The sequence below is a fragment of the Amycolatopsis endophytica genome, assembly GCF_013410405.1.
GTDB lineage: Bacteria > Actinomycetota > Actinomycetes > Mycobacteriales > Pseudonocardiaceae > Amycolatopsis_E > Amycolatopsis_E endophytica.
In genome coordinates, this window is sequence record NZ_JACCFK010000002.1 from 39977 (window position 1) to 60528 (window position 20552).

At 69.8% G+C, this 20552-nt stretch carries 22 protein-coding genes; 16 read left to right on the forward strand and 6 right to left on the reverse strand.

Annotated features, from left to right (window positions below):
• The first annotated feature begins 39 nt into the window (after positions 1 to 39).
• The 5 genes from HNR02_RS25680 (at position 40) to HNR02_RS25700 (ending at position 5266) form a co-directional block, all read left to right on the forward strand.
• Entirely contained in the window at positions 40 to 1347 is a 1308-nt protein-coding gene (locus tag HNR02_RS25680) for an MFS transporter (protein WP_218914264.1), read from the forward strand.
• A complete protein-coding gene (locus HNR02_RS25685; RefSeq protein WP_246339366.1) occupies positions 1334 to 2047 on the forward strand; it encodes a GntR family transcriptional regulator in 714 nt (237 codons plus the stop codon). Before HNR02_RS25680 ends, HNR02_RS25685 begins: the two co-directional genes overlap by 14 nt.
• Positions 2048 to 2205: 158 nt before the next feature.
• Positions 2206 to 3267 carry an aldo/keto reductase gene (locus HNR02_RS25690; RefSeq protein ID WP_179776159.1) on the forward strand — a complete coding sequence of 354 codons (1062 nt, stop codon included), beginning with the start codon at positions 2206 to 2208 and terminating at the stop codon, positions 3265 to 3267.
• A gap of 38 nt (positions 3268 to 3305) precedes the next feature.
• A complete protein-coding gene (locus tag HNR02_RS25695; protein WP_179776160.1) occupies positions 3306 to 4136 on the forward strand; it encodes a helix-turn-helix transcriptional regulator in 831 nt (276 codons plus the stop codon).
• Positions 4137 to 4162: 26 nt separating this feature from the next.
• A complete protein-coding gene (locus HNR02_RS25700) occupies positions 4163 to 5266 on the forward strand; it encodes a DNA alkylation repair protein (protein ID WP_179776161.1) in 1104 nt (367 codons plus the stop codon).
• 5 nt (positions 5267 to 5271) lie between these two features.
• On the opposite strand, the gene HNR02_RS25705 is transcribed toward HNR02_RS25700, so the two are convergent.
• Complete coding sequence (locus HNR02_RS25705) at positions 5272 to 5841, reverse strand: TetR/AcrR family transcriptional regulator (RefSeq protein WP_218914265.1); 570 nt, start codon at positions 5839 to 5841, stop codon at positions 5272 to 5274.
• A 141-nt stretch (positions 5842 to 5982) separates the two neighbouring features.
• Between HNR02_RS25705 and HNR02_RS25710 the strand changes: the two genes are divergently transcribed.
• Together HNR02_RS25710 and HNR02_RS25715 are read left to right on the forward strand one after the other, a co-directional pair.
• Positions 5983 to 6813, forward strand: a complete 831-nt coding sequence (locus HNR02_RS25710) for an alpha/beta fold hydrolase (protein ID WP_179776163.1) — start codon at positions 5983 to 5985, stop codon at positions 6811 to 6813.
• Between the two features lie 23 nt (positions 6814 to 6836).
• Entirely contained in the window at positions 6837 to 7265 is a 429-nt protein-coding gene (locus HNR02_RS25715) for an organic hydroperoxide resistance protein (RefSeq protein ID WP_179776164.1), read from the forward strand.
• Here the strand turns inward: HNR02_RS25715 and HNR02_RS25720 are convergent.
• The 3 genes from HNR02_RS25720 to HNR02_RS25730 all read right to left on the reverse strand — a co-directional run bounded on the left by HNR02_RS25720 (position 7262) and on the right by HNR02_RS25730 (position 9727).
• On the reverse strand, positions 7262 to 8248 hold the full coding sequence (locus HNR02_RS25720) for a helix-turn-helix transcriptional regulator (protein ID WP_179776165.1): 987 nt from the start codon (positions 8246 to 8248) through the stop codon (positions 7262 to 7264). The genes HNR02_RS25715 and HNR02_RS25720 overlap by 4 nt on opposite strands.
• Before the next feature lie 12 nt (positions 8249 to 8260).
• Positions 8261 to 8623, reverse strand: a complete 363-nt coding sequence (locus tag HNR02_RS25725) for a nuclear transport factor 2 family protein (RefSeq protein ID WP_179776166.1) — start codon at positions 8621 to 8623, stop codon at positions 8261 to 8263.
• Between the two features lie 126 nt (positions 8624 to 8749).
• Entirely contained in the window at positions 8750 to 9727 is a 978-nt protein-coding gene (locus HNR02_RS25730) for a saccharopine dehydrogenase family protein (protein WP_179776167.1), read from the reverse strand.
• A 177-nt stretch (positions 9728 to 9904) separates the two neighbouring features.
• Here HNR02_RS25730 and HNR02_RS25735 point away from each other — a divergent pair, with 177 nt between their 5' ends.
• Entirely contained in the window at positions 9905 to 10264 is a 360-nt protein-coding gene (locus HNR02_RS25735) for a nucleoside triphosphate pyrophosphohydrolase family protein (protein WP_179776168.1), read from the forward strand.
• A gap of 624 nt (positions 10265 to 10888) precedes the next feature.
• Here HNR02_RS25735 and HNR02_RS25740 read toward each other — a convergent pair.
• Both HNR02_RS25740 and HNR02_RS25745 read right to left on the reverse strand, forming a co-directional pair.
• Positions 10889 to 11539 (reverse strand): GyrI-like domain-containing protein, encoded by a 651-nt coding sequence (locus HNR02_RS25740; RefSeq protein ID WP_179776169.1) that lies wholly within the window; start codon positions 11537 to 11539, stop codon positions 10889 to 10891.
• Between the two features lie 16 nt (positions 11540 to 11555).
• Entirely contained in the window at positions 11556 to 12536 is a 981-nt protein-coding gene (locus tag HNR02_RS25745) for a helix-turn-helix transcriptional regulator (RefSeq protein ID WP_179776170.1), read from the reverse strand.
• 113 nt (positions 12537 to 12649) lie between these two features.
• Here HNR02_RS25745 and HNR02_RS25750 point away from each other — a divergent pair, with 113 nt between their 5' ends.
• From HNR02_RS25750 to HNR02_RS25785, 8 genes are all read left to right on the forward strand, one after another.
• A complete protein-coding gene (locus tag HNR02_RS25750; protein ID WP_179776171.1) occupies positions 12650 to 13405 on the forward strand; it encodes an SDR family NAD(P)-dependent oxidoreductase in 756 nt (251 codons plus the stop codon).
• 518 nt (positions 13406 to 13923) lie between these two features.
• Positions 13924 to 14844, forward strand: a complete 921-nt coding sequence (locus tag HNR02_RS25755) for a LysR family transcriptional regulator (RefSeq protein WP_179776172.1) — start codon at positions 13924 to 13926, stop codon at positions 14842 to 14844.
• 153 nt (positions 14845 to 14997) lie between these two features.
• Complete coding sequence (locus HNR02_RS25760) at positions 14998 to 15885, forward strand: VOC family protein (protein ID WP_218914266.1); 888 nt, start codon at positions 14998 to 15000, stop codon at positions 15883 to 15885.
• A 19-nt stretch (positions 15886 to 15904) separates the two neighbouring features.
• A complete protein-coding gene (locus tag HNR02_RS25765) occupies positions 15905 to 17023 on the forward strand; it encodes an FAD-dependent oxidoreductase (protein WP_179776174.1) in 1119 nt (372 codons plus the stop codon).
• Positions 17024 to 17037: 14 nt separating this feature from the next.
• Entirely contained in the window at positions 17038 to 18009 is a 972-nt protein-coding gene (locus HNR02_RS25770) for a cyclase family protein (protein WP_179776175.1), read from the forward strand.
• Positions 18010 to 18026: 17 nt separating this feature from the next.
• Entirely contained in the window at positions 18027 to 19187 is a 1161-nt protein-coding gene (locus tag HNR02_RS25775; protein WP_179776176.1) for an alpha/beta hydrolase family protein, read from the forward strand.
• On the forward strand, positions 19184 to 19381 hold the full coding sequence (locus tag HNR02_RS25780; protein ID WP_179776177.1) for a ferredoxin: 198 nt from the start codon (positions 19184 to 19186) through the stop codon (positions 19379 to 19381). The genes HNR02_RS25775 and HNR02_RS25780 overlap by 4 nt, the downstream gene beginning before the upstream one ends.
• Positions 19371 to 20531: an NAD(P)/FAD-dependent oxidoreductase gene (locus HNR02_RS25785; RefSeq protein ID WP_179776178.1), complete on the forward strand. Its 1161-nt coding sequence runs from the start codon at positions 19371 to 19373 to the stop codon at positions 20529 to 20531. The genes HNR02_RS25780 and HNR02_RS25785 overlap by 11 nt, the downstream gene beginning before the upstream one ends.
• Positions 20532 to 20552: the final 21 nt, after the last annotated feature.

A 20552-nucleotide genomic window follows, 5' to 3' on the forward strand; every position in this document is an offset into this window, starting at 1 on the left:
CAGCTCTCCGGTTCAACGGTTCAAAGGACAACGATGCCCGTGATCCCCGCCTCAAGCCGACGCGTCGCCGTCGCCTCCCTGATCGGGTCCACTGTGGAGTGGTACGACTTCTTCATCTACGGCACCGCCGCGGCCCTGGTCTTCGATCAGCTGTTCTTCCCCGATTTCTCCCCGGTCGTCGGCACCTTGCTGAGCTTCGCGACCTTCGCCGTGGGCTGGCTGGCACGCCCGCTGGGCGGCATCATCGCCGGGCACTTCGGTGACCGGATCGGCCGCAAGCAGATGCTCGTGGTTTCGCTGCTCCTGATGGGCCTGTCGACGACACTCGTCGGCGCGCTGCCGACTTTCGCCGACATCGGGGTCGCCGCCCCGATCGCTCTGGTCACCCTGCGAGTCCTGCAGGGGTTCGCGGTGGGGGGTGAGTACGGCGGCGGCGTCGTGATGGCTTTCGAGCACAGCCCCGCCGGGCGTCGCGGGTTGTGGGCCTGCTGGCCGCAAATGGGAGTGCCGCTCGGCCTGATCGCCGGGGTGGTGGTCTTCCTCGCGATCGGCGGTCTGCCGGACGAGCAGTTCCTGAGCTGGGGCTGGAGGATTCCGTTCCTGGTGAGCATCGTGCTGGTGGTGGTGGGACTGTTCATCCGCCTCGGTGTCACCGAGAGCAAGGTCTTCACGGAGGCGAAGGCGGCGGGTGAGGTGGCCCGGACGCCACTGGCCGAGACCGTCCGGCGGCATCCCCGCCAGGTCGTTCTGCTGATCCTGGCGCACATGGGCCCGAACACCTTCTTCTACACCTTCGCCACCTTCGTCCTGTCGTACGCGACGGCGACCCTCGGCTTCGACCGCACCACCGTCCTCCTGGCGGTCGCGATCGGTGCCGCTGTCGAGGTGGTGGCCATGCCCGTGTTCGCGGCCCTGTCCGACCGGGTCGGACGGCGGCCGATCTACATCGGCGGCTTGCTGGCTCTGGCTGTCACGGCCGTGCCGTTCTTCTGGCTGCTCGACCAGCGCTCCGGGCTCCTGCTCACCGTTGCGATGGCGGTGTCCTTCGGTATCGCGCACGGCGCGGTTTACGGCACCCAGCCGAGTTTCTTTTCGGAACTGTTCCCGGCGCGGGTCCGTTACACCGGGCTGTCCCTCGGTGTCCAGGTCGCCGGGGCGCTCTTCGGTGGGCCGCTGCCGATGATCGCCACCGCGTTGGTGTCGGCTCAGTCCGGCCGCCCGTGGGCGTTCGCCGGGTACATGATCGCAACAGCTCTGATCAGTGCAATCGCCGCACGCTTCGCCCCGGACGCGGTGACCGCCGAGCGGAGGGAAGAGCGTCCGCGTGCAGTCGATGCGCACGCCTGAGCGGCACCTCGGCGGCGCTACACTCGCCGCGGAGGTGACGATGACAGCGAGTGAGCAGGCCGACGAGTCGAGGCGGCCCCTGCACGACAGGATCTGTGAGGATCTCCTGTCCGGCCGGCTCACTGCCGATGACCGGCTTTCCGAGCACGCGCTCAGTGCTCGCTACGGGGTCAGCCGGACCCCGGTTCGCGAAGCCCTGGTGCGTCTGGAACAGGATGGGCTGATCGAGCGCAATGGCACCACAGCGCGGTTGCGGACGAGGACTCCCGAGGAGATCAACGACATCTACCGCGCGCGGACCTGGCTCGAGCAGGCGATCGCCGAGGATGCCGCCGAGCGTCGTGGTGAGCTGGACCTGTTGCGGATGGAGCAGTTGCTCGAGGCCGAGGGGCGGCTCGACGCGGCCGTGGTGGAGCCCGGTGATCTGATGCGAGCGAACCGGGCGTTTCACGACGCGCTCGCCGTGGCCGCGCACAACGTCGCACTCGCCGACCTTCAAGCGCGGCTGACGATGCAGGTCGCGAGACTGCCCGCGACGACGCTCAGCGTTCCGGGCCGGTGGCAGGTCGCGCACGAACAGCACCTGGCGATCCTCGAGCACGTTCGCGCCGGCAACCGCACCGAAGCCGGCCTGATCGCCAGACAGCACATGTCCGATGCCCGCGACATCCGGCTGGCGCTGTCATTGCGCGACGGCTGAGTGCCGGCCCCGCGCGGGACCGTCGCGCGCTCCGAAGCCGGTGCCGGTTCCTAGGAGTGGCGCACCCAGGAAGCCGTGTCCTTCCACGGAACCGTCCGCCACGGGAGTCTCGAGGTACCGGCACACCGGCCGGGAGACTCACAGGGAGACGACCGCTCATGCAGCTCGACTCGTACCGCACCCTCGGCCGTTCCGGCCTTCGTGTCAGCCCGCTCGCGCTGGGTGCCATGACCTTCGACGACGGCAGCTGGGGTTCGGCGCCGGAGGAGTCGTTCACGATCCTGGACCGCTACCTCGACGCGGGCGGTAACTTCGTGGACACCGCGAACCAGTACAACGGTGGCGCGTCCGAGGAAACGCTGGGCGCCTACTTCACCCGCAACGCCGGCAAGCGGGACCGGATCGTGCTGGCGACCAAGTTCGGCGGCACCCTGTTCCCCGACGACCCGAACGCCGGTGGCGCGGGTCGCAAGGCGATCATGTCCCAGCTCGAGGGGTCGCTGCGCAGGCTGGGCACGGATTACGTCGACGTGTACTGGATGCACCAGTGGGACCGGCACACCCCGGTGGAGGAAACGCTGTCCACCCTGGACGGTCTCGTGCGAGCGGGCAAGGTTCGCGCGATCGGGCTGTCCAACACGCCGGCCTGGTGGATCGCGCAGGCGGTGACGACGGCTTCGCTGCGCGGCTGGGAGAACGTCGCGGCCTTGCAGGTCGAATATTCGCTGCTGGCCCGCACCGTGGAGGGTGACCAGTTCGGCGCTGCCCGCGCGTTCGGCCTCGGAATCACCCCGTGGAGCCCGCTGGCCAGCGGCGTGCTGTCGGGCAAGTACTCGCGGGAGACCACCCGTGTGGCCGACTCCGGCCGCTCCGGCTACGCCGCGCCGATGCTGACGGAGAAGACCTTCACCCTGCTCGACGCGCTGGCGAGGATCGCGGCTGAACTCGGCACCACGGTCGCGGCGGTGGCGCTGGCGTGGGTGCGGCAGCAGCGGGAGGTGACCTCGGTCCTGGTCGGAGCCCGAACGCTGCGCCAGCTCGAGGACAACCTCGCCTCGATCGAGGTCACGTTGTCGGCCGGGCACCTCGCCGAACTCGGTGCGCTCACCACACCCCAGCTGGACTACCCGTACCCCTTCCTCGACGCGGTCGGGGTCGGCTACCAGCAGGGCAGCACGACCATCAACGGCCTGTCCTCGAAGGAGTTCCAGCGGGCATGAACCGCACCGTGCCGGTGCCCGTGGCTACCATCACGGGTATGCCCGCAGCCTCGGCCGGTCCCCTCGGCGAATTCCTCCGCGCGCACCGCGCCCGGCTTGATCCCGCCGACGCGGGGCTCGCCGCCGCGGGCGGGAGCCGCCGGGTGGCGGGGTTGCGGCGGGAAGAGGTGGCGGTCCTGGCCGGCGTCAGCGCCGACTACTACGCCCGCCTCGAACAGGGCCGCGAGCGCAACCCCTCGGCGCAGGTCCTGGCCTCCATCGGCCAGGCCCTGCGCCTGAGCGCCGACGGCAGGGAACACCTGTTCCGGCTCGCCGGCCTGAACCCGCGGCTGGGGCCGGACGGCGGACGTGACCAGGTCCATCCGTCGCTGCTGCAACTGCTCGACGCGTTCCCGGCCTCGGCCGCCTACGTCCTGGGCCCCTCCTTCGACGTCCTGGCGGCCAACACCCTGGCCTCGGCGCTGCTGGCCCCGTTCGGCGAGATGCGCAACATGGTGCGGATCCTGTTCACCCACCCCGCGGCCAGGACCGTGTTCGTCGACTGGACCGTCGTCGTGCGGGCCACGGTTCACGCCCTGCGCCTCAGCGCCGGCCGGTTTCCCGGCGATCCCGAGATCGGCGACCTCGTGGACGAACTGCTGCAGGTCTCGCCGGAGTTCTCGCAGCTGTGGCACGACCAGTCGGTGGGCGCGCTGGAGCGGGCGGTCAAGGTGTTCACCCACCCCGACGCGGGGCGCGTGGAGCTGACCTACCAGACCTTCGATGTCCATGACGCACCCGGCCAGCAGTTGCTCGTCGGTACCGCCGAGCCCGGCAGCCGCAGCGCGGAGGCGCTGACCTACCTGGCTTCTCTGCACCCGGCGACCTGATCGCCGGCCCTCGACGGAGGCCCCTCATGCCCTTTGCCGACGAACTGATCGGCGCCCACACCGTCCGTGCCCTCGTCACGGCCCTGCGGACCGTCTCGCCCCGGGCGCGACTGTCCGCGCTCCGGGCGGCCGAAACCGCTCTGGCGCCGCTCGCGCTGCGGGAACGCAGCGACCTGATGCGGGACGCGCTGCTCGACGACCTGCCGGGGGACTACGCCTCGTTCGCGGCGACCATGCGTGCCGCGGCCGTCCAGGCGCGGTCCTTCACCGGCTGGCTGATCTGGCCGGTCACCAGCGCCGTCGCGGCCAAGGCCATCGAGCAGGGCGGCACGGAAGCGTTCGATGACGCTCTCGCGCTGCTGGCCGAACTGACCCCCCGGCTGTCCTCGGAGTTCGCGTTGCGCGCCCTGCTCAACCACGACCTCGAACGGGCGCTGGGTACGATCCGCACCTGGACCGGTTCGGACAGCGAGGACGTGCGCCGCCTCGCGTCCGAGGGCACCCGTCCACTGCTGCCGTGGGCGGTCCGGGTGCCGGGCATCCTGGCCGCACCCAAGTCCACCCTGCCGATCCTCGACGCGCTCTACCTGGACGACAGCGAGTACGTGCGGCGGTCGGTCGCCAACCACCTCAACGACATCAGCCGCCGGGAACCGGACCTCGTCGTGGCGACCGCGACCGAGTGGATGGCGGCCTCCGACGACAACACACCGCGTCTCGTGCGGCACGGCCTGCGCACGCTCGTCAAGCAGGGGCACCCCGGTGCGCTGGCGTTGCAGGGTTTCGCCCCGGCACGCCTGGAGGTGGCCGGCCCGCTGCTCACCGCGGACACCGTGGTGATCGGGGAGACCCTGACCTTCACGGCGGTGGTGCGCAACCTCGAACCCGCGCCCGCACGCCTGGCGATCGACTACGTCGTGCACCACCGCAAGGCCAACGGCAGCCTGACCGGCAAGACCTTCAAGCTGACCACCCGGACGCTGGAGCCCGGCGAGACCTGCGAAATCCGCCGGGAGCACTCGTTCAAGGTGCTGACCACCCGGCGCTACCACCCGGGGCAGCACGCCCTGGAACTGCAGATCAACGGGGTGCGCTCCGGCCGGGCCGAGTTCGTCCTGCTGGCCGCCTGATCGCCTCAGCGCCGGGCCGCGTCGATCACCGCGCGCCCGGCGCCGATCAGCGTCTCGGCGCGCGGGGCCGACGAAGAGCCGAGGTAACCGCCGACCATCGCGCCGTCGCGCAGCATGAGGAGCCGGTCGACGACCTGGGGTGAATCCACGACCCCGAGTTCGGCGATCAGGTCGGTCAGAACTCCGGCGAACCAGTCACGGTGGGCGACGATGGCGCGCCGGACGGGATGGCCGGGGTCGGCGTACTCGGCGGCGGCGTTGATGAACGGGCAGCCGCGGAACCCGGACGCGCAGCTGGTGTCCGCGACCGCCTGCGCGATGGCGACGAGTGCCGCGCAGGCGTCATCCGCGTGCGTGGACCGCAGGTGCTCGACCACACCGCGCTCGACCGCCGACCGGCCGTCGAGGTAGGCGAGCACCAGGTCGTCCTTCGTGGGGAAGTGGCGGTAGAAGGTGACTTTGCTGACCTCGGCCGCCGCGATGATCCGGTCGGCGCTGACCGCGCGGATGCCCTCCGCGTAGAAGAACTCGTCGGCCGCGGCCAGAATCCGCTCCCGCACCGGTGAGGGGCGCACTGTCGCCTCCCGTGTCGCCGCCCGCGCCATCGCACTCCCTTTCTCGCCCGTTTCCGTCCCGAGGTTAGCGCCCGCCGCCAAGGAGGAGATCGTGCTACGTTGTAGACGTACTAGTTAGTCTACCTGTTGGAGGTGACACCGGTGAAGTTCGGACATCGACTCAGGCCGGTCGCGGCCACGGTCGCGCTCGGGGCGGCCGCCGTGCTCGCGCTCGGCGTCGTTCCGTCCTCGGCGACCGAGACCACGGAGGTCCAGGGACGCGACAGCGCCAAGCCCACGGTCGTGCTGGTGCACGGCGCCTTCGCCGACGCCGCCGGCTGGGACGGGGTGATCGGCGAGTTGCAGCGTGACGGCTATCCGGTGCTCGCCGTGGCGAACCCCTTGCGTGGTCTCGCCGCCGACTCGGCTTACCTGCGCAGCGTCCTCGACACCGTGCCGGGTCCGGTGGTCCTGGTCGGCCACTCCTACGGCGGCGCGGTCATCACCAACGCCGCGACCGGCTCGGCGAACGTCACAGCGCTCGTCTACACCGCCGCGTTCGCCCCGGACGCGGGCGAAAACCTCAACCAGTTCTCCGACCCCGCGCGGTACCCGGGAAGTGAGCTCACCCCGGACGCGCTGGTCATCCGCCCGTACCCCGGCGGGATCGACGCCACCATCGATCCGGCTCGGTTCCGCGACATCTTCGCCGCCGATCTGCCGCGGCCGGAGGTCGTGAAGATGGCCGCGCGGCAGCGCCCGGTGTCCGTGGCCGCGCTCGGGGAGCCCTCCGGTGCTCCGGCCTGGAAGACCATCCCCAGCTGGTATCTGGTGTCCACACAGGACAAGGCGATCTCGCCGGTGGCGCAGCGGTTCTTCGCCCAGCGCGCCGGGGCGCACACCGTGGAGATCAGGGCCTCCCACGTCGGATACATCTCGCACCCGGACATCACGTCCCGGCTGATCGAATCCGCCGCCCGTTCCGCCCGCTGAAACCGACCGTACAAGGAGAAAACATGTCCGACACCCTCTACACCGGAATCGCGACCTCGACCGGCGACGGCAGGGCGGGAGGACGGGCCCGGACCAACGACGGGCTTCTCGACCTCTCGCTGGCGATCCCCAAGGAGATGGGCGGCCCCGGCGGCGCGACCAACCCCGAGCAGTTGTTCGCGGCAGGCTGGGCCTCGTGCTTCCACTCCGCGCTGAAGGCGGTTGCCGCGCAGCGGAAGGTGCGCGTTGCCGACTCCGCCGTGGTCGCCGAAGTCCGGGTGCATCCGACACCGCAGGGCGGCTTCAGCCTCAGTGCCGCTCTGCACGTCGAGCTGTCCGGAGTGGACCAGAGCACGGCGGACCAGCTCGTCGAAGCGGCCCACGCGGTGTGTCCCTACTCCAACGCCACTCGCGGCAACATCCCGGTCACGGTCGACGCCACCGTCGCCTAGCGATCCGGCCGGGGCGGCGAATCCGCCGCCCCGGCCACGGTGTTGCTGTCCGCCAGCGCGAGGGCACGGCGCCGGACCTCTTCCCGGACGGAGCCGGGCGCGAGCACGGTCAGCGGGGTGCCCAACCGCACCAGGTAGATTGCCAGGGACTCCGTGTCCTGGCCGCCGACCTCCACGATCGTGGAGTCCGGTCCGTCCACCCGGTGCACGCCGGCGGTGGGTGGAACCAGGCGCATCGCGTCGGCCAGGGGCAGCGGCAGGCGCACCGTGGCGTAGAGGGGGTAATCGCTGGTGAGCATCTCGGCGACGAACCGCGCCGCGTCCGGCGGATCGTCGAAGCTCACCGCGCGACCGGTCGGGCGGGCCTCGACCACCCGGTCCGCGCGGAAGGTCCGCCACGTGTCCCTGGCGACGTCGCGGGCCACCAGGTACCACCGGTTGCCGGTGAACACCAGGCGGTACGGGTCGACCTCGCGCACGCTGTCGACGCCCCGCATGTTCCGGTAGGCGAGTTCGATCCGCTCGCAGCGGCGGCAGACCCGCGCCAGCCCGGCCAGCATGCCCGGGGAGAGGGGCTGACCGCAGACCCGCGTGGTGTGCTCGAAGACGTCGTCCATGGCGCCGAGCCGGGAGGCCACGCGCGCGGGCAGCAGCTGGCGCAGTTTCAGGAATGCGGACAGTGCGGCCTGGTCGTCCCCGATCACCCCGGTCTGCGCCGCCTCGCGCAAGGCCACGCTGACCGCGAGCGACTCCTCGTCGTCGAGCACCAGCGGTACCTGCTTGCCGCCGTCGGACAGCCGGTAGCCGCCCCAGCGGCCCGGGTCGGACGTCACGTCGTACCCGAGCTCCCGCAGCCGCGCGATGTCGCGGCGAACGGTTCGCTCCGTGATGCTCATCCGCCGCGCGAGCTCGCCAGCGGTCCAGCTGGGACGCGACGACAACAGCGACAGCAGGTGCAGCAGCCGCGAGGAAGTACTGATCACACCTGGTCGAACTCAGTCCGGCGCGGCGTTGTTCCACCTGCGGAACACGTCGCCCCGGCCGTCCGGGGCGAAGGTCAGGGTCCACAGGTTGCCGAACACGCCGAACTCCGGGTAGGTGCCGAGACCGCGAACCGCCGCGGTGCCTCCGGTGATCATCAGGACGTCCCAGGCGAACGTCCAGCCGTTGCACTGCCAGTCAGCGCGGTCCTGCCGGCCTTCGATGATGTCGTCCCGGCCGATCCAGTGTGTCTCGTACGGCCATTCGTGGTACTCGGCGCCGCTGGTGAACAACGCTGCGAGGTCGTTCCGGTCGCTCGTCGTCCAGGCGTGGACGCAGCGCTCGATCCAGCTGTCGACGTCTGCGCGGCTCGGCATCACGTCGTCTCCTTTCACCCCGCGCCGGAGTGGCGCGGTTCCACGGATCGATCCTCGTGGCCGCCGTCCGCGCCGGGAAGGCACGCGCTTCCCGGGAGTGCCACACCCAGGAAGCGCGCCTCCGGCTCAGAGGTCGACGATCCTGGTGTCGGCGATGCCGGCCGCCAGGCCCGCGCCGTAGACCGAGGCCGGGCTCTGGAAGCCGACGGCGAAGTGCCCGCCGAGGACCCGCCGGGCGATCTCCACGGAACTCAACTGGGTGAACGTGTAGCCGGTCGGCGTGTCGATCAACGACCGCGCCACCTGCCCGCCGCGCCCGGTCACCTCGGCCAGCGCCAGGTAGCGGCCCCGGGCGCGTTCCTCGGCGGTGGGGCCCGCGACGGAGTCGTCCACGTCCGGGAAGCCTCCATCCGTGCCGAGGAAGACCTCGATGTTCCCGATGCCCGTCGACCTGGCGCCGGTGATCAGGTCCCCCATCGGGGCGGGCACGCAGTTCTCCGGGCCGTTGCCGAAGTCGAACGCCCTGGTTTCGGCCGCATCGAGCTGCGTGAGTTCGCCGTTCCGGCGCACCAGGGCACCCAGTTCTTCGATTCCGGCCGAGCTCGCGAGTGAGCCACGGGAGAACCCGCCGGTCACGCGCAGCGCGACGGTGAGCTTCTCGGCACCGGGAACCCGGCGGGCGGTGTGCAGGGCGAGGCAGTCGCTGGGAACCACGTCCCAGCCGACACCCGACATCACCATGACGCTCGCGCGTGCCGCTGCGTCCCCTTTGGACTCGGCCAGGGCGAAGGTGGTGAACTCGGCGGTCGTGTCGAGGTAGTGCACGCCGGATTCGATGGACGCGTCCATCAGATGACGAGCGGTGTGCCGGAACGGACCGGCGACGTTGAGCAGGCAGTCGGCGTCCGTCAACGCATCGCGCGCGGCGGGAGCGTCGTCGACTTCGAACGCCCGGCCGTCGACGCCCAGGGCGCCCGCCAGCGCGCCCACCCGCCCTGGATCGCGGCCGCCCACGACGACATCGAGGCCGATTTCCACGGCTCGCGCCACGACGAGCCGGCCGGTGTACCCGGTCGCGCCGTAGATGAGGAGTCGTCCGCTCATGGTGGGTTTCCCTTCTTCCCGGATGTCGCCGCCACCGTAGGAGGGGACCAGGTCAGGTCCGGTCCGGGAACGGGCGCCTGCGTTGTGATCCGGCGGACATCCGATCGTGGGTTACCAGGACCGGAACCGACCGGGTTCGCGGCTAGCGTCGCGGGCGAACCCGAGAGGAGCTTCACCATGGCTGATCACGAAGTCCGCGACGACGCCGGGCTCGGCGAGGCGAACACCCGCGCGCTGCAGGTGCGCGGTCTGTACGAGCAGATCGAACAGCGTCTGCTGGGCAGGACGTGGACCCTGCCCGAGCTCGCCGTGGGGTTCACCAACGACGCCGCCTACGTCGGCCGCCTGGTGCTCGCGGCCGAGCGCACGTGGGACATCGACGGCGACGTGGACGCCGAGCTGCGGCACAAGCTGGCCGAGTGCCTGTGGTGGGTGTTCGTGCTCGCCGACCGCCTCGGCGTGGACATGCCGGAGGCCTACGAGGCCACCATGGAACGCATTCGGGGTGGCCTGGAACGAAGCATCCGCAACGCCTGATCTGAGAACCCGCTGGGCGGCACCACCGGACCGGGCGGACCTGTGAGCTGCTGGAGTGGATGGTCTCCGGTCGCCTGGGCGACCCGGTTGATCGTGGCGCCGGGTCCGGGCAGTTCGAGCCCGTGCCACCGGGCTCGCCGCACGAGGTGTGGATGCGCCCGGCACGGGCGGAAGACGGCGGGCGCGTACTTTTCCTGGTTGAGCCGGATGGCGTCGTTTCTGATCACGAGACCGAGGCTGCCCGCGAGCTCATCTGCCGTAGCGGGGGCGCCGTAGGTCAGCACCTCGGCCTTGGCGCATTGCCGTCCCCGTCCGGCCCGGTCACACGCGCGAGATGAGTCGTCAGTGCCGCGAAACTCGAGCAGGGCCGGATCGGGCCGGTTCCCGAGGAGTTGCTCAGCGCCGTCGCGAAATGCGTCGCGGTTCGACGATCTGGAACGGTGGCCCGGAGACCGGTGCACGGAGCACCAGGAAGTCCTCGGGGAGTACGACGGACAACTCCAGAGCAGCAAGGAAAACAGCCGGCGATCCGGCGCGCGCCGCGGACGTGATCACGCGGCACGGATGTCGCAGCCGCCGGAGCGCCTCAGCACTGCGACCGATGTTCCGCCCTGCCCCGGACCCTCAGCCGGCGGGTGCGACTGCCACCCAGTCACGCAGGATGGTGCGGAGTCCTTCCTGCGGGCTGCCCTCCGAGAACGGGTCGAGGTGGATCTCGTGGTGCGGTCCGCTGCGCTTGAGACCGTTGCGGTCCGCGAACTCACCCAGCCGGCGGAGCGTGTCGTACTCCTCGGCGAACGGTCCGTGGTGCGTGACCTGGACCACGGTGCCCCCTGCCGTGCTCCACAGTTCCGGTTCGGTTCCGGCGGTCCGCGCCGGCACATCCAGGTTCCGGCGCGCGGTGGCGAGGTCGTCGCTGGTTACGTCGTCGGGCACCTGGACCAGCACGCGGAAGTGCAGGTGTTCGAGGGGGGCGGCGGAGTAGAAGTCGGCGATGCCGACGTGCCCGTGGATCTCCTCGTCGTACCAGTACGCGATCTCCGTGCTGTCCTCGGGCATCCACGCGGCGTCCGGCCGGACCCGGCGGAGCTCCCGGGCCGCGCCTTCGGCGAGGGATTTGCGGGCGTAGAAAGCGCCGGTGCCGGGACGACCGTCGCCGCGCACGGAGAGGTACCGCGACGCCTCGATCCGTGCGATCTCCGGTTCGTCGGAGGCTGTGAAGTGATCGGTGGGCTGGTTCATGTCGTGCTTCCCTTCGTCATCGGTTGACGACATCGACGTTAGGCTGGGTTCAGGACAGATCCCGCCCGGAATCGTCGTGGAGCGTGAGCACGGTGCGCGCGTGCTCGACGACCGCGTGCCGGACTTCCTGCGGGCCGATGACCCGGAGTGGGACGCCGAGCCGGATGAGGTAGGCGGACAGCCAGGGCGCGCTGGGGCCGCCGATCCGGGAGATCGTCAGCCGCTCGCCCGCGGCGTGGTGCTCGGCGACGGTGGCCGGCACGATCGCTTGCACCTCCTCCAGCGGGAGCGGGAACTCGACTTCGGCGTGGACCTCGTAGGGCGTACTCGTGATGGCGGCGTCGACGAGCGCGGCCGCGTCGGCGACCCGCCGGTCCGGCGCGGCGCGGCCGGTGACGGCGATGTCGCGGGCACGATCCACGCGGAAGGTGCGCCAGTCGTTCCGGTCGCGGTCCCAGGCGACGAGGTACCAGCGGTGCGCGCTGCGAACCAGCCGCTGAGGCTCCACGTCGCGCAGGGTTTCGACATCGCGGCGGTCCAGGTAGGACAGCCGTACCCGGGCACCTTCGCGGCAGGCGTTGGCCAGGCCCAGCAGTACCTGCGGATCAGCGTGCCCCCAGCGCGCCGGCCCGCGCTGCCCGGCGTGCTCGACCGTAGCGTCCAATGCGCGCAGCCGGTCGCCGACCCGGCGGGGCAATGATTGCTGAAGCTTGATCAGCGCCGTCAGCGCCGGTTCTCCCGCACTGGCGGGACCCTCCCACGCCGCTTGCCGCAGCGCGATGGCGACCGCCAGCGCCTCCTCGTCATCGAGGCTCAGCGGTGGCATCCGCGAACCTGCGCCCAGCCGGTACCCGCCGAAGGGCCCCGGAGCGGATTCGATGCCGTAGCCGAGTTCGCGCAGTTTGGCGATGTCGCGGCGCACCGTGCGTTCGTGCACGTCCAGACGGTGGGCGAGCTCGTCGCTCGTCCACTCCGGACGGGTCGACAACACCGACAGCAGGCGCAGCAGTCGGGCGGAGGCGCTGATCACAGGAACCAGCCTACGGCCGATTCCGGGCCGGGCCTGTCCGGAACCGGCCCTAACGTCGTCCCCAGGATCACGGACACGGCGCCGCCGGTGCCGTAAGACGGGGAGGAACGATCATGGGACAACTGGACGGCAGGACGGCCGTGGTCACGGGCGGCAGCGCCGGAATCGGACTGGCAGCGGCCAAACGGTTCGCCGCCGAAGGCGCGCACGTGTACGTGACCGGGCGGCGCGCGCCGGCGCTGGCGTCCGCCGTCGGGGAGATCGGGCCGCGCGCCACCGCGTTCCAAGGTGACGTGTCGGAGATCGCCGACCTCGACCGGCTGGCCGCGACGATCTCGGCGACGGGGGAGCGGATCGACGTGTTGCTGGCCAACGCGGGCGGTGGCTCCTTCCGCACGCTGGAGAACGTCACCGAGGAGCACTTCGACGAGATCTTCCGGACGAACGTGCGCGGTCTGGTGTTCACCGTGCAGAAACTGCTGCCCCTGCTGGTGGACGGCGCTTCGGTGATCCTCACCGGTTCCACGGCGGCGTTCACCGGAACCCCTTCCTTCGGTGTGTACGGGGCGTCCAAGGGCGCGGTGCACGCCATCGCCCGCGTGTGGGCGAACGAACTCAGCGACCGCCGCATCCGGGTCAACACCCTGGTGCCCGGATACATCGAGACCCCGGGGATCCTCGCCGGCGCGGGTGAGGACCAAGCCGCGAAGGACGAGGCGCGCCGCCAGTTGAGCGCGGGTGTGCCGCTCGGGAGACTCGGCAGTGCCGATGAGGCCGCCGACGCAGCGCTGTTCCTGGCCGGCGACCAGAGCACCTTCATGACGGGTGCGGAACTCGTCGTGGACGGAGGGGAAAGCCGGCGCCGCTGACGAACCGCGATCACCGGCGCTCGGCTGGTGGACGTGATGGTGGTGGCCGGTACCAGCCCGCGGACTGGACATCGCAGGGCTGGGATCCGGGAGCCCCCGCGCGGGCGGTCCTGGTCAAGGCCCGGGCCGAAGGGCAGGCCACCGGCCGCCGCTACCCCGGCGACGCGACGATGGCCTGTCCGGCACCCATCCACCGAGGGCGGGTAGCCGCACGCGGCCCACCACGGCACGCTCCACACCGTGGAGCTTCTCGTGGGATCCACACACAGCGCAAGGTGGCTGACGGCTTCCGTGCCGGGTCAGCTCATGCACGCGGGAAAGTAACCCCGGTGGTCGCGTAACAAATGGCGTCTTGTGGGAGTAATGCGGTGGCTCCGGTTCGTCAGCTGTCGCCGTCTGGCAAACCGCCATTGCGTTGTGGTGATGACTGCCGGTGTCGCGCATCGGCCGCGTTGATGGTCACCGGCCCCTGGGGTTAGGGTGGCGCGACCGCAGGAGCTGGCCGGGACGGTGACATCGTGGATCGTGAGCAGCTGTATCGGCTCGACCTCAACCTGCTGCTGGCGTTCGACGCGTTGATGGCCGAGTGCAGTGTCACGAGGGCGGCCGAGCGGATGTCGGTCGGGCAGCCGGCGATGAGCGCGTCGTTGTCCCGGCTGCGGCGGTTCTTCGACGACCCGCTCCTGGTCCGGGAGGACAGGTCGCTCGTGCCGACCACCCGGGCGCTGCAGCTGATCGAGCCTCTCCGTGACGCGCTGGACTTGGTCGAGTCGACGATCCGGTCCGGTCGGCGGTTCGATCCTGGGGCCGATCACCGCCAGTTCACGCTGATGGCCAGCGACTACGTCTTGTTGATCCTGCTCGGACCGCTGCTGGCCGAGCTCGAGGTCGAGGCGCCGAACCTGCGCTTCACCGTCCGCCCGATCGCGGCGGATTTCGGCGAGCAGGTCAGCCGCTCGCAGCTGGATCTGCTGATCTTTCCCGACGAACTGGTGCCTGAGGACCTTCAGGCGAGCTCGGAGAAGCTGTTCACCGATCGGCTGGTGTGCGCTGTCGACCGCGACCATCCGGAGATCGGGGAACGGATCACCGAGGAGCAGTTCCGGACATTGCCCTACGTGTCCTTCGCCGGGACCTCGTTGCGCACGATCAGCGAACTGCGGTTCCGCGAGCTGGGCATCGATCGTCCGATCGAGATCGGCACGCAGAGTTTCGTGATCCAGCCGTTCATGCTCCGCGGCACCCGGCTCATGGCGCTGCTGCACGAGCGGCTCGGCCGGTACTTTGCCGAGCGGGCCGGGATCCGGTTGCTCGATCCGCCGTTCACGATCGGCACGATGACCGAGTCGATGTTCTGGTCGCCGCGCGCCGAGACGGACCCTGCCCACCGGTGGCTGCGCAACCGAGTCGCACGGGCGGCCGCCGCGTTGCAGCCCTGAGCCATCCATCGATGTCAATGATGATTCACATCGATATCCATCGCTATCAGTGCGGCGGTTGGCGCGGTTAGCGTGTGCGGAGGCTGACCGCACAACGAAGTGAGAACATCAATGGCTCAGGCAGCGAAGTCACCGCTGACCCACGTTCGCCACGTGGGTCTCGGTGTCCCGGATTTCCGGGAAGCAGTCGAATTCTACCGTTCCGCATGGGGCCTGCAGGTCGTCGACGAGGACTCCGATGTGGTGTTCTTCGGTACCCCTGCCAATCCCGAGGCCTACATCGTGCGCGTCCGCAAGGACCCCGCGAAGCGTGTGGACCTGATCGCGTTCGCCGCGGAGAGCGCGTCGGCGGTGGACGAGCTGGCGCAGCGGCTGGGGTCGGCCGGCATCACCCTGGTGCGGGAGCCCGACAAGCTCGGCACGCCCGGTGGCGGTTACGGGTTCCGGTTCTTCGACCCGGACGGCCGTCTCATCGAGGTCTCCAGTGACGTCGCACCACGTCCGTGGCGGGCGCTGGAGCCGCGGGAATCGGTTCCGCAGAAGCTCAGTCACGTGGTCGTCAACTCGCCCGATGTCGTGGCGACCAAGCGGTTCTACGAGACGCATCTGGGTTTCCGCTTGTCGGACTGGCTGGAAGACAAGATGTGTTTCATGCGCGTCCGGTCCGATCACCACATTCTCGCGATCGCTCAGGGCCCGCACACCTCGTTGAACCATGTGTCCTTCGAGATGCGCGGTCTCGACGAGTTCATGCGCGGGACAGGGCGGCTCATCCGGCAGGGCCGCGATCCCGTGTGGGGGCCGGGCCGGCACAGTGCGGGAGACAACACCTTCTCCTATTTCACCGACCCCGTCGGCAATGTCGTGGAATACACCACCGAGCTCGAACGAATCGACGACGACGAGGCCTGGGAACCACGCACGTTCTCCGCGGCCCCGGAAGTCGCCGACCAGTGGGGCACCGGCGGCCCCTTCGAACCGATGATCCCGGCCATGCACAACTCCCCTGACCAGGGGCTGTGGACCCCTGCACCGCTGTGAACAGGAACGGATGACTGTCATGACGAAAGCTCTCATCGTCGGCGGTGGAATCAGCGGGCTGGCTACGGCAATGGTGTTGTCGCGCCAGGGCATCGAGGTCGATCTGGTCGAACGGCAGCCCCAGGTCGAAGCGCTCGGCAGCGGTATCACGTTGATCGCACCCGCGCTGCGCGCACTCGACCGGCTCGGTGTGTACGCGGACTGCGTCGGCCAGGGGTACGGCGTCACCGACTTCGAGATCTACGAGGTCGACGGCACCTTGGCCGAACGGTTCCCGCTGCCGTCGCCGGTCGGCACCGACCAGCCGGGGTTGCTGGGCATGATGCGCCCGACCCTGCACACGATCCTGCTCGACCACGCGACGAACGAAGGCACAGTCGTGCGCACCGGCGTCGCGCCGGTCCACATCGAACAGCGCCCGAGCGCGGCCGACGTCACCTTCAACAACGGAGAGCACGGCCACTACGATCTGGTCATCGGCGCCGACGGCATCAGGTCCACCGTCCGCGAGCTGCTCTTCGAGCCGCTGACCCCGCGACCCCTGGGGCAAGGCATCTTCCGGGTGGTGCTGCCCCGGCCGGCCGAGGTGACCGCGGAAGTGCAGTTCCACCCAGCCGGCGATGTCACGGTGGGATTCACGCCCACCGCGCCGGACCGGATGTACATGTACTGCCTGTTCCCGATCGACGACGGCTACCGGCCGGAGAAGGAGGAGCTGGTCGATCTCGTCCGGGCACGGATCGCACCGTTCGGCGGCGTGGTGGCGGAAATCCGGGACGCCGTCAAGGACGTGGACCAGATCCACTACACCAGGTTCGAGACCGTCCTCGCGCCGGACCCGTGGTTCCGGGGCCGGACGGTCCTCCTCGGCGATGCGGCGCACTGCACCACACCGCACCTGGCCGCGGGAGCGGCGATGTGCCTGGAGGACGCGGTCGTGCTCGGTGAGGAACTGGCCGCCGCGGCGACGGTCGACGACGCTTTGCGCGCCTACTGCACGCGCCGCTTCGACCGCTGCAAGTACGTGGTCGAGACCGCGTCCCTGCTGAGCCACTGGCAGACCCACCCCGACACGCCAGGGGCCGACCACTCGCGCGTCATGGGCGAGGCGTTCGAGCGACTGGCCGGCCCGTTCTGATCGAAGGAATTCCGATGGGTACCGAATATGTCGACGATGACACACGCCTGTTGCACCAGTACATCGACAAGTGCTCGAACTGGGGTCGCTGGGGACCCGATGATCAGCTCGGTGCGCTCAACCTGGTCGGCCCGGAGGAGGTCCGCCGCGCCGCCGCGCTGGTGCGCAAAGGGATTCCGATCTCGCTGACCCTGCCCTACGACCAGGCCGGGCCACAACCCGGCGGTTTCCGCGACAACCCACAGCTGCTGGTCACCGCTTCCGGTACCGATCATGTGTCCGGGGCGCAGGATCAGCTGCCGGGCGGGTTCGGCCCGGCGAGGGGCTTCGGGTTCTCCGACGACGTGCTCGTCATGCCGACGCAGTGCGGCACGCAATGGGACTCGCTGTCGCACATCTTCTGGGAAGGCAAGATGTGGAACGGGCGCTCGGCCGGACAGGTCACCAGCGGCGGCGCCGCGGCCAACGGCATCGAGAACTACACCGGCCGCGTCGTGATGCGCGGGGTGCTGGTGGATCTGCCGGCCCACCGGGGAGTCGAATCGCTGGAGCCGGGCGAGCCGATCACACCCGATGCGATCGAGGAGGTGCTCGCGGCGCACGACGTCACCGTGCGCCCGGGAGACGCCCTCCTCGTGCGTACCGGGTTCATGGCCGCGCGCCGGGGTCACTGGGGTGACTACGCCGGTGGCCCGGCGCCAGGGCTGTCACTGCACACGGCGCCATGGCTGCGTGAGCACGACATCGCGGCCGTCGCCACCGACACCTGGGGCGTGGAGGTACGGCCCAACGAGATCGGATACTTCCAACCCCTGCACATCGTCTCGCTCGTGCACGGCGGCATCGCTTTCGGGGAGATGTTCGACCTCGACGCGCTCGCCGCGGACTGCGCCGCGGACGGCGTGCACGAGTTCATGTTCGTGGCCTCGCCCTTGCCGATCACCGGTGGCTCCGGTGCCCCGGTGAGCGCGGTGGCGATCAAGTAACAGACGAAAGGCACGCAGTGTACGAACCGTTCCCGGACAAGTACGTGTGGAACCTCTCCGTCGGGATCGCTCTGGCCGTCGGCGGTCTGATCGGTGAGGTGGACCGCGCCTGCCGCCCGCTGCACGACCTGGCCACTGACGACGACGACGAGGCGACACAGGCGTTCTTCCGTTCCTGGTCCGCTGTGGCCGACAACCTCGTGGAACTGGCCGAAGAGGATGAAAAACGCGGCCGGCGGCGCAGTGCCGGACAGAAGTACGGACGCGCCGCCGTGTACTACCAGACCGCCGAACGCATGCAGGCTCATTCCTTCGAGCCCCGCAAAGTCGCCTACCGCAACGCATTGGACTCCTTCGCCCGCTACCTGGAACTGACCGACCAGCCGGCCGAACGGGTCGAGATCCCCTACGGTGGCGCCAGCCTGCCGGGCATCCTGGTCCGCCCGGACACCCCGGACCCGGTTCCGTGCGTGCTGTTCTTCAACGGTCTGGACAGCACGAAGGAGCAGCTGTACGGCAGCGGCACGGCGGAGGAACTGCGTCGCCGTGGCATCGCCACCCTCATGGTCGACACGCCCGGCGCCGGCGAGGCGTTGCGCCTGCGCGGCCTGACGGCCGTTCCGGAGACCGAGCAGTGGGCGGCGGCGTGCATCGATTATCTCGCCACCCGGCCGGATGTCGACGAGGACATGGTCGGCATGCTCGCCTGGTCGCTCGGGGGCTACTACGGCCCCCGAGCGACCGCGTTCGAACCGCGCATCCGGTTCGGTGTCGCGTGGGGATCCAACTACGACTGGGGCCAGGTGCAGCTGCGGCGACTGGAGAACCAGGGCGACCGGCCGGTCCCGCACTACTGGGAACACGTGAAGTGGGTGTGGGGCTGTCACGACCTGGACGAGTTTCTCGCCCTGGCACCGAAGATCACGCTGCGCGGCATCATGGACCGGGTCACCGTGCCCTTCCTCGTCGTCCACGGCGAAAACGACCGGCAGATCCCGGTCCACTACGCCAACGACCTCTTCCACGACCTCGTCAACTCTCCCAAGCGCGAGCTGAAGATCTTCACCGACCGTGAGGGAGGCGTCGAGCACTGCAGCATCGACAACCTGCCCGTGGTCCGGGATTACATCTGCGACTGGATCGGCGAGACGGTGACGGAACTGAAAGGGCAACGATGAAGATCAGCGTGGATCGGCAACGCTGTGAAGGTTACGGCATCTGCGCCGAAACGGCGCCGCATCTGATGCACCTCGACGACGAAGGAGAACTCGTCCTCGATATCGAAGAGCTACGGCCGGAGCACGCGCCGGATGCCTCCTCCGCCGCACGTGTCTGCCCCGTCGCCGCGCTCAGGATCCGCGATGACAGCTAGTGCGACCAGGCTGCGCCACATCGCGGTCGTCGGTGCGTCGCTGGCCGGCACGCTCGTCGCCGACACCCTGCGCAGGAACGGGTACGACGGGCGAATTACCCTGCTCGGGGCCGAGCCGCATGCCGCATACAGCCGTCCCGCGTTGTCGAAAGGCGTTCTCGCGGGCACCGAGGAACCCGGCGACATCGCGCTGCAACCGCTGGGCGGCGACATCGACCAGCGCCTGAACACCCGGGTGGTCGCCACGGACCTCGAAGCGCGCCGGCTCGTGCTCGACGACGGCGACGACCTCGCGTTCGACGGGCTCGCGATCACGACCGGCGCTCGCCCTCGGCGGCTCGCCGATCTCGGTGCCGCCGAACCCGGCGCCCGGGAAACGACCTTCCGCGACCTCGATGACGCGCTGTGGCTGGCCCGCGAGCTGCGGGGACGCTGCCGGGTCGTGATCGTCGGCGCGGGCATACTCGGCATGGAGCTCGCGTCCGCGTGCGTCGATCACGGCGCCGAGGTGACGGTCATCGACCGGCAGCCGCCACTGCTCGGACAGCTGGGCGAGTACCTCGCCAACCTCGTCGCGGCGGCCGCCCGGCGAGCCGGCGTCCGGTTCGTGTGTCACCCCTCGGTCCGGCTCCGGGGCGAAACCTCACCGATCGTCGAACTCGGCGACGGGCGTCAGTTCGAAGGCGACATCGTCCTCAGCGCTGTCGGCTGCACACCGAACGTCGAGTGGCTCGCCGCTACCGGCCTCCCCGCCGGAGGTGGTGTTCAGGTGGATACGCGGGGACGTGTCCGCGAGAACATCGTCGCCGCGGGTGATGTCGCCGCTTTCCCCGCCGATGGTGGACACCGGCGCACTCCACTGTGGAACAGTGCCCTCGAACAAGCGCGTACCGCGGCCGCCGCCCTCCTGCGCGGAGACGCGGCTCCGCCGTTGACCCCCGCGGGATACTTCTGGACCGAACAGTTCGGTTTGACCATCAAGGTCTGCGGAAAGCTACCGGCGGCGGGCACCCCGGCCATTCTCGACGGCACATCCGGCACTTCGGAGCTGCTCCTGCAGTGGCGGGACGAGCGCTCCGCCACAACGGCCGCCGCGGTGAACACCCGAGTCCCCATCGGCAAACTTCGGGCACTGGCCCGCGAGTCCTGACCATTCCACCTTGGAGAGACC

Bases quoted from the DNA above. Each gene is read 5' to 3' on its own strand.
- HNR02_RS25685 (WP_246339366.1), top strand. From the start codon at position 1,334: ATGCGCACGCCTGAGCGGCACCTCGGCGGCGCTACACTCGCCGCGGAG.
- HNR02_RS25690 (WP_179776159.1), top strand. From the start codon at position 2,206: ATGCAGCTCGACTCGTACCGCACCCTCGGCCGTTCCGGCCTTCGTGTC.
- HNR02_RS25695 (WP_179776160.1), top strand. From the start codon at position 3,306: ATGCCCGCAGCCTCGGCCGGTCCCCTCGGCGAATTCCTCCGCGCGCAC.
- HNR02_RS25700 (WP_179776161.1), top strand. From the start codon at position 4,163: ATGCCCTTTGCCGACGAACTGATCGGCGCCCACACCGTCCGTGCCCTC.
- HNR02_RS25715 (WP_179776164.1), top strand. From the start codon at position 6,837: ATGTCCGACACCCTCTACACCGGAATCGCGACCTCGACCGGCGACGGC.
- HNR02_RS25725 (WP_179776166.1), bottom strand. From the start codon at position 8,623: ATGCCGAGCCGCGCAGACGTCGACAGCTGGATCGAGCGCTGCGTCCAC.
- HNR02_RS25730 (WP_179776167.1), bottom strand. From the start codon at position 9,727: ATGAGCGGACGACTCCTCATCTACGGCGCGACCGGGTACACCGGCCGG.
- HNR02_RS25735 (WP_179776168.1), top strand. From the start codon at position 9,905: ATGGCTGATCACGAAGTCCGCGACGACGCCGGGCTCGGCGAGGCGAAC.
- HNR02_RS25740 (WP_179776169.1), bottom strand. From the start codon at position 11,539: ATGTCGTCAACCGATGACGAAGGGAAGCACGACATGAACCAGCCCACC.
- HNR02_RS25750 (WP_179776171.1), top strand. From the start codon at position 12,650: ATGGGACAACTGGACGGCAGGACGGCCGTGGTCACGGGCGGCAGCGCC.
- HNR02_RS25765 (WP_179776174.1), top strand. From the start codon at position 15,905: ATGACGAAAGCTCTCATCGTCGGCGGTGGAATCAGCGGGCTGGCTACG.
- HNR02_RS25770 (WP_179776175.1), top strand. From the start codon at position 17,038: ATGGGTACCGAATATGTCGACGATGACACACGCCTGTTGCACCAGTAC.
- HNR02_RS25780 (WP_179776177.1), top strand. From the start codon at position 19,184: ATGAAGATCAGCGTGGATCGGCAACGCTGTGAAGGTTACGGCATCTGC.
- HNR02_RS25785 (WP_179776178.1), top strand. From the start codon at position 19,371: ATGACAGCTAGTGCGACCAGGCTGCGCCACATCGCGGTCGTCGGTGCG.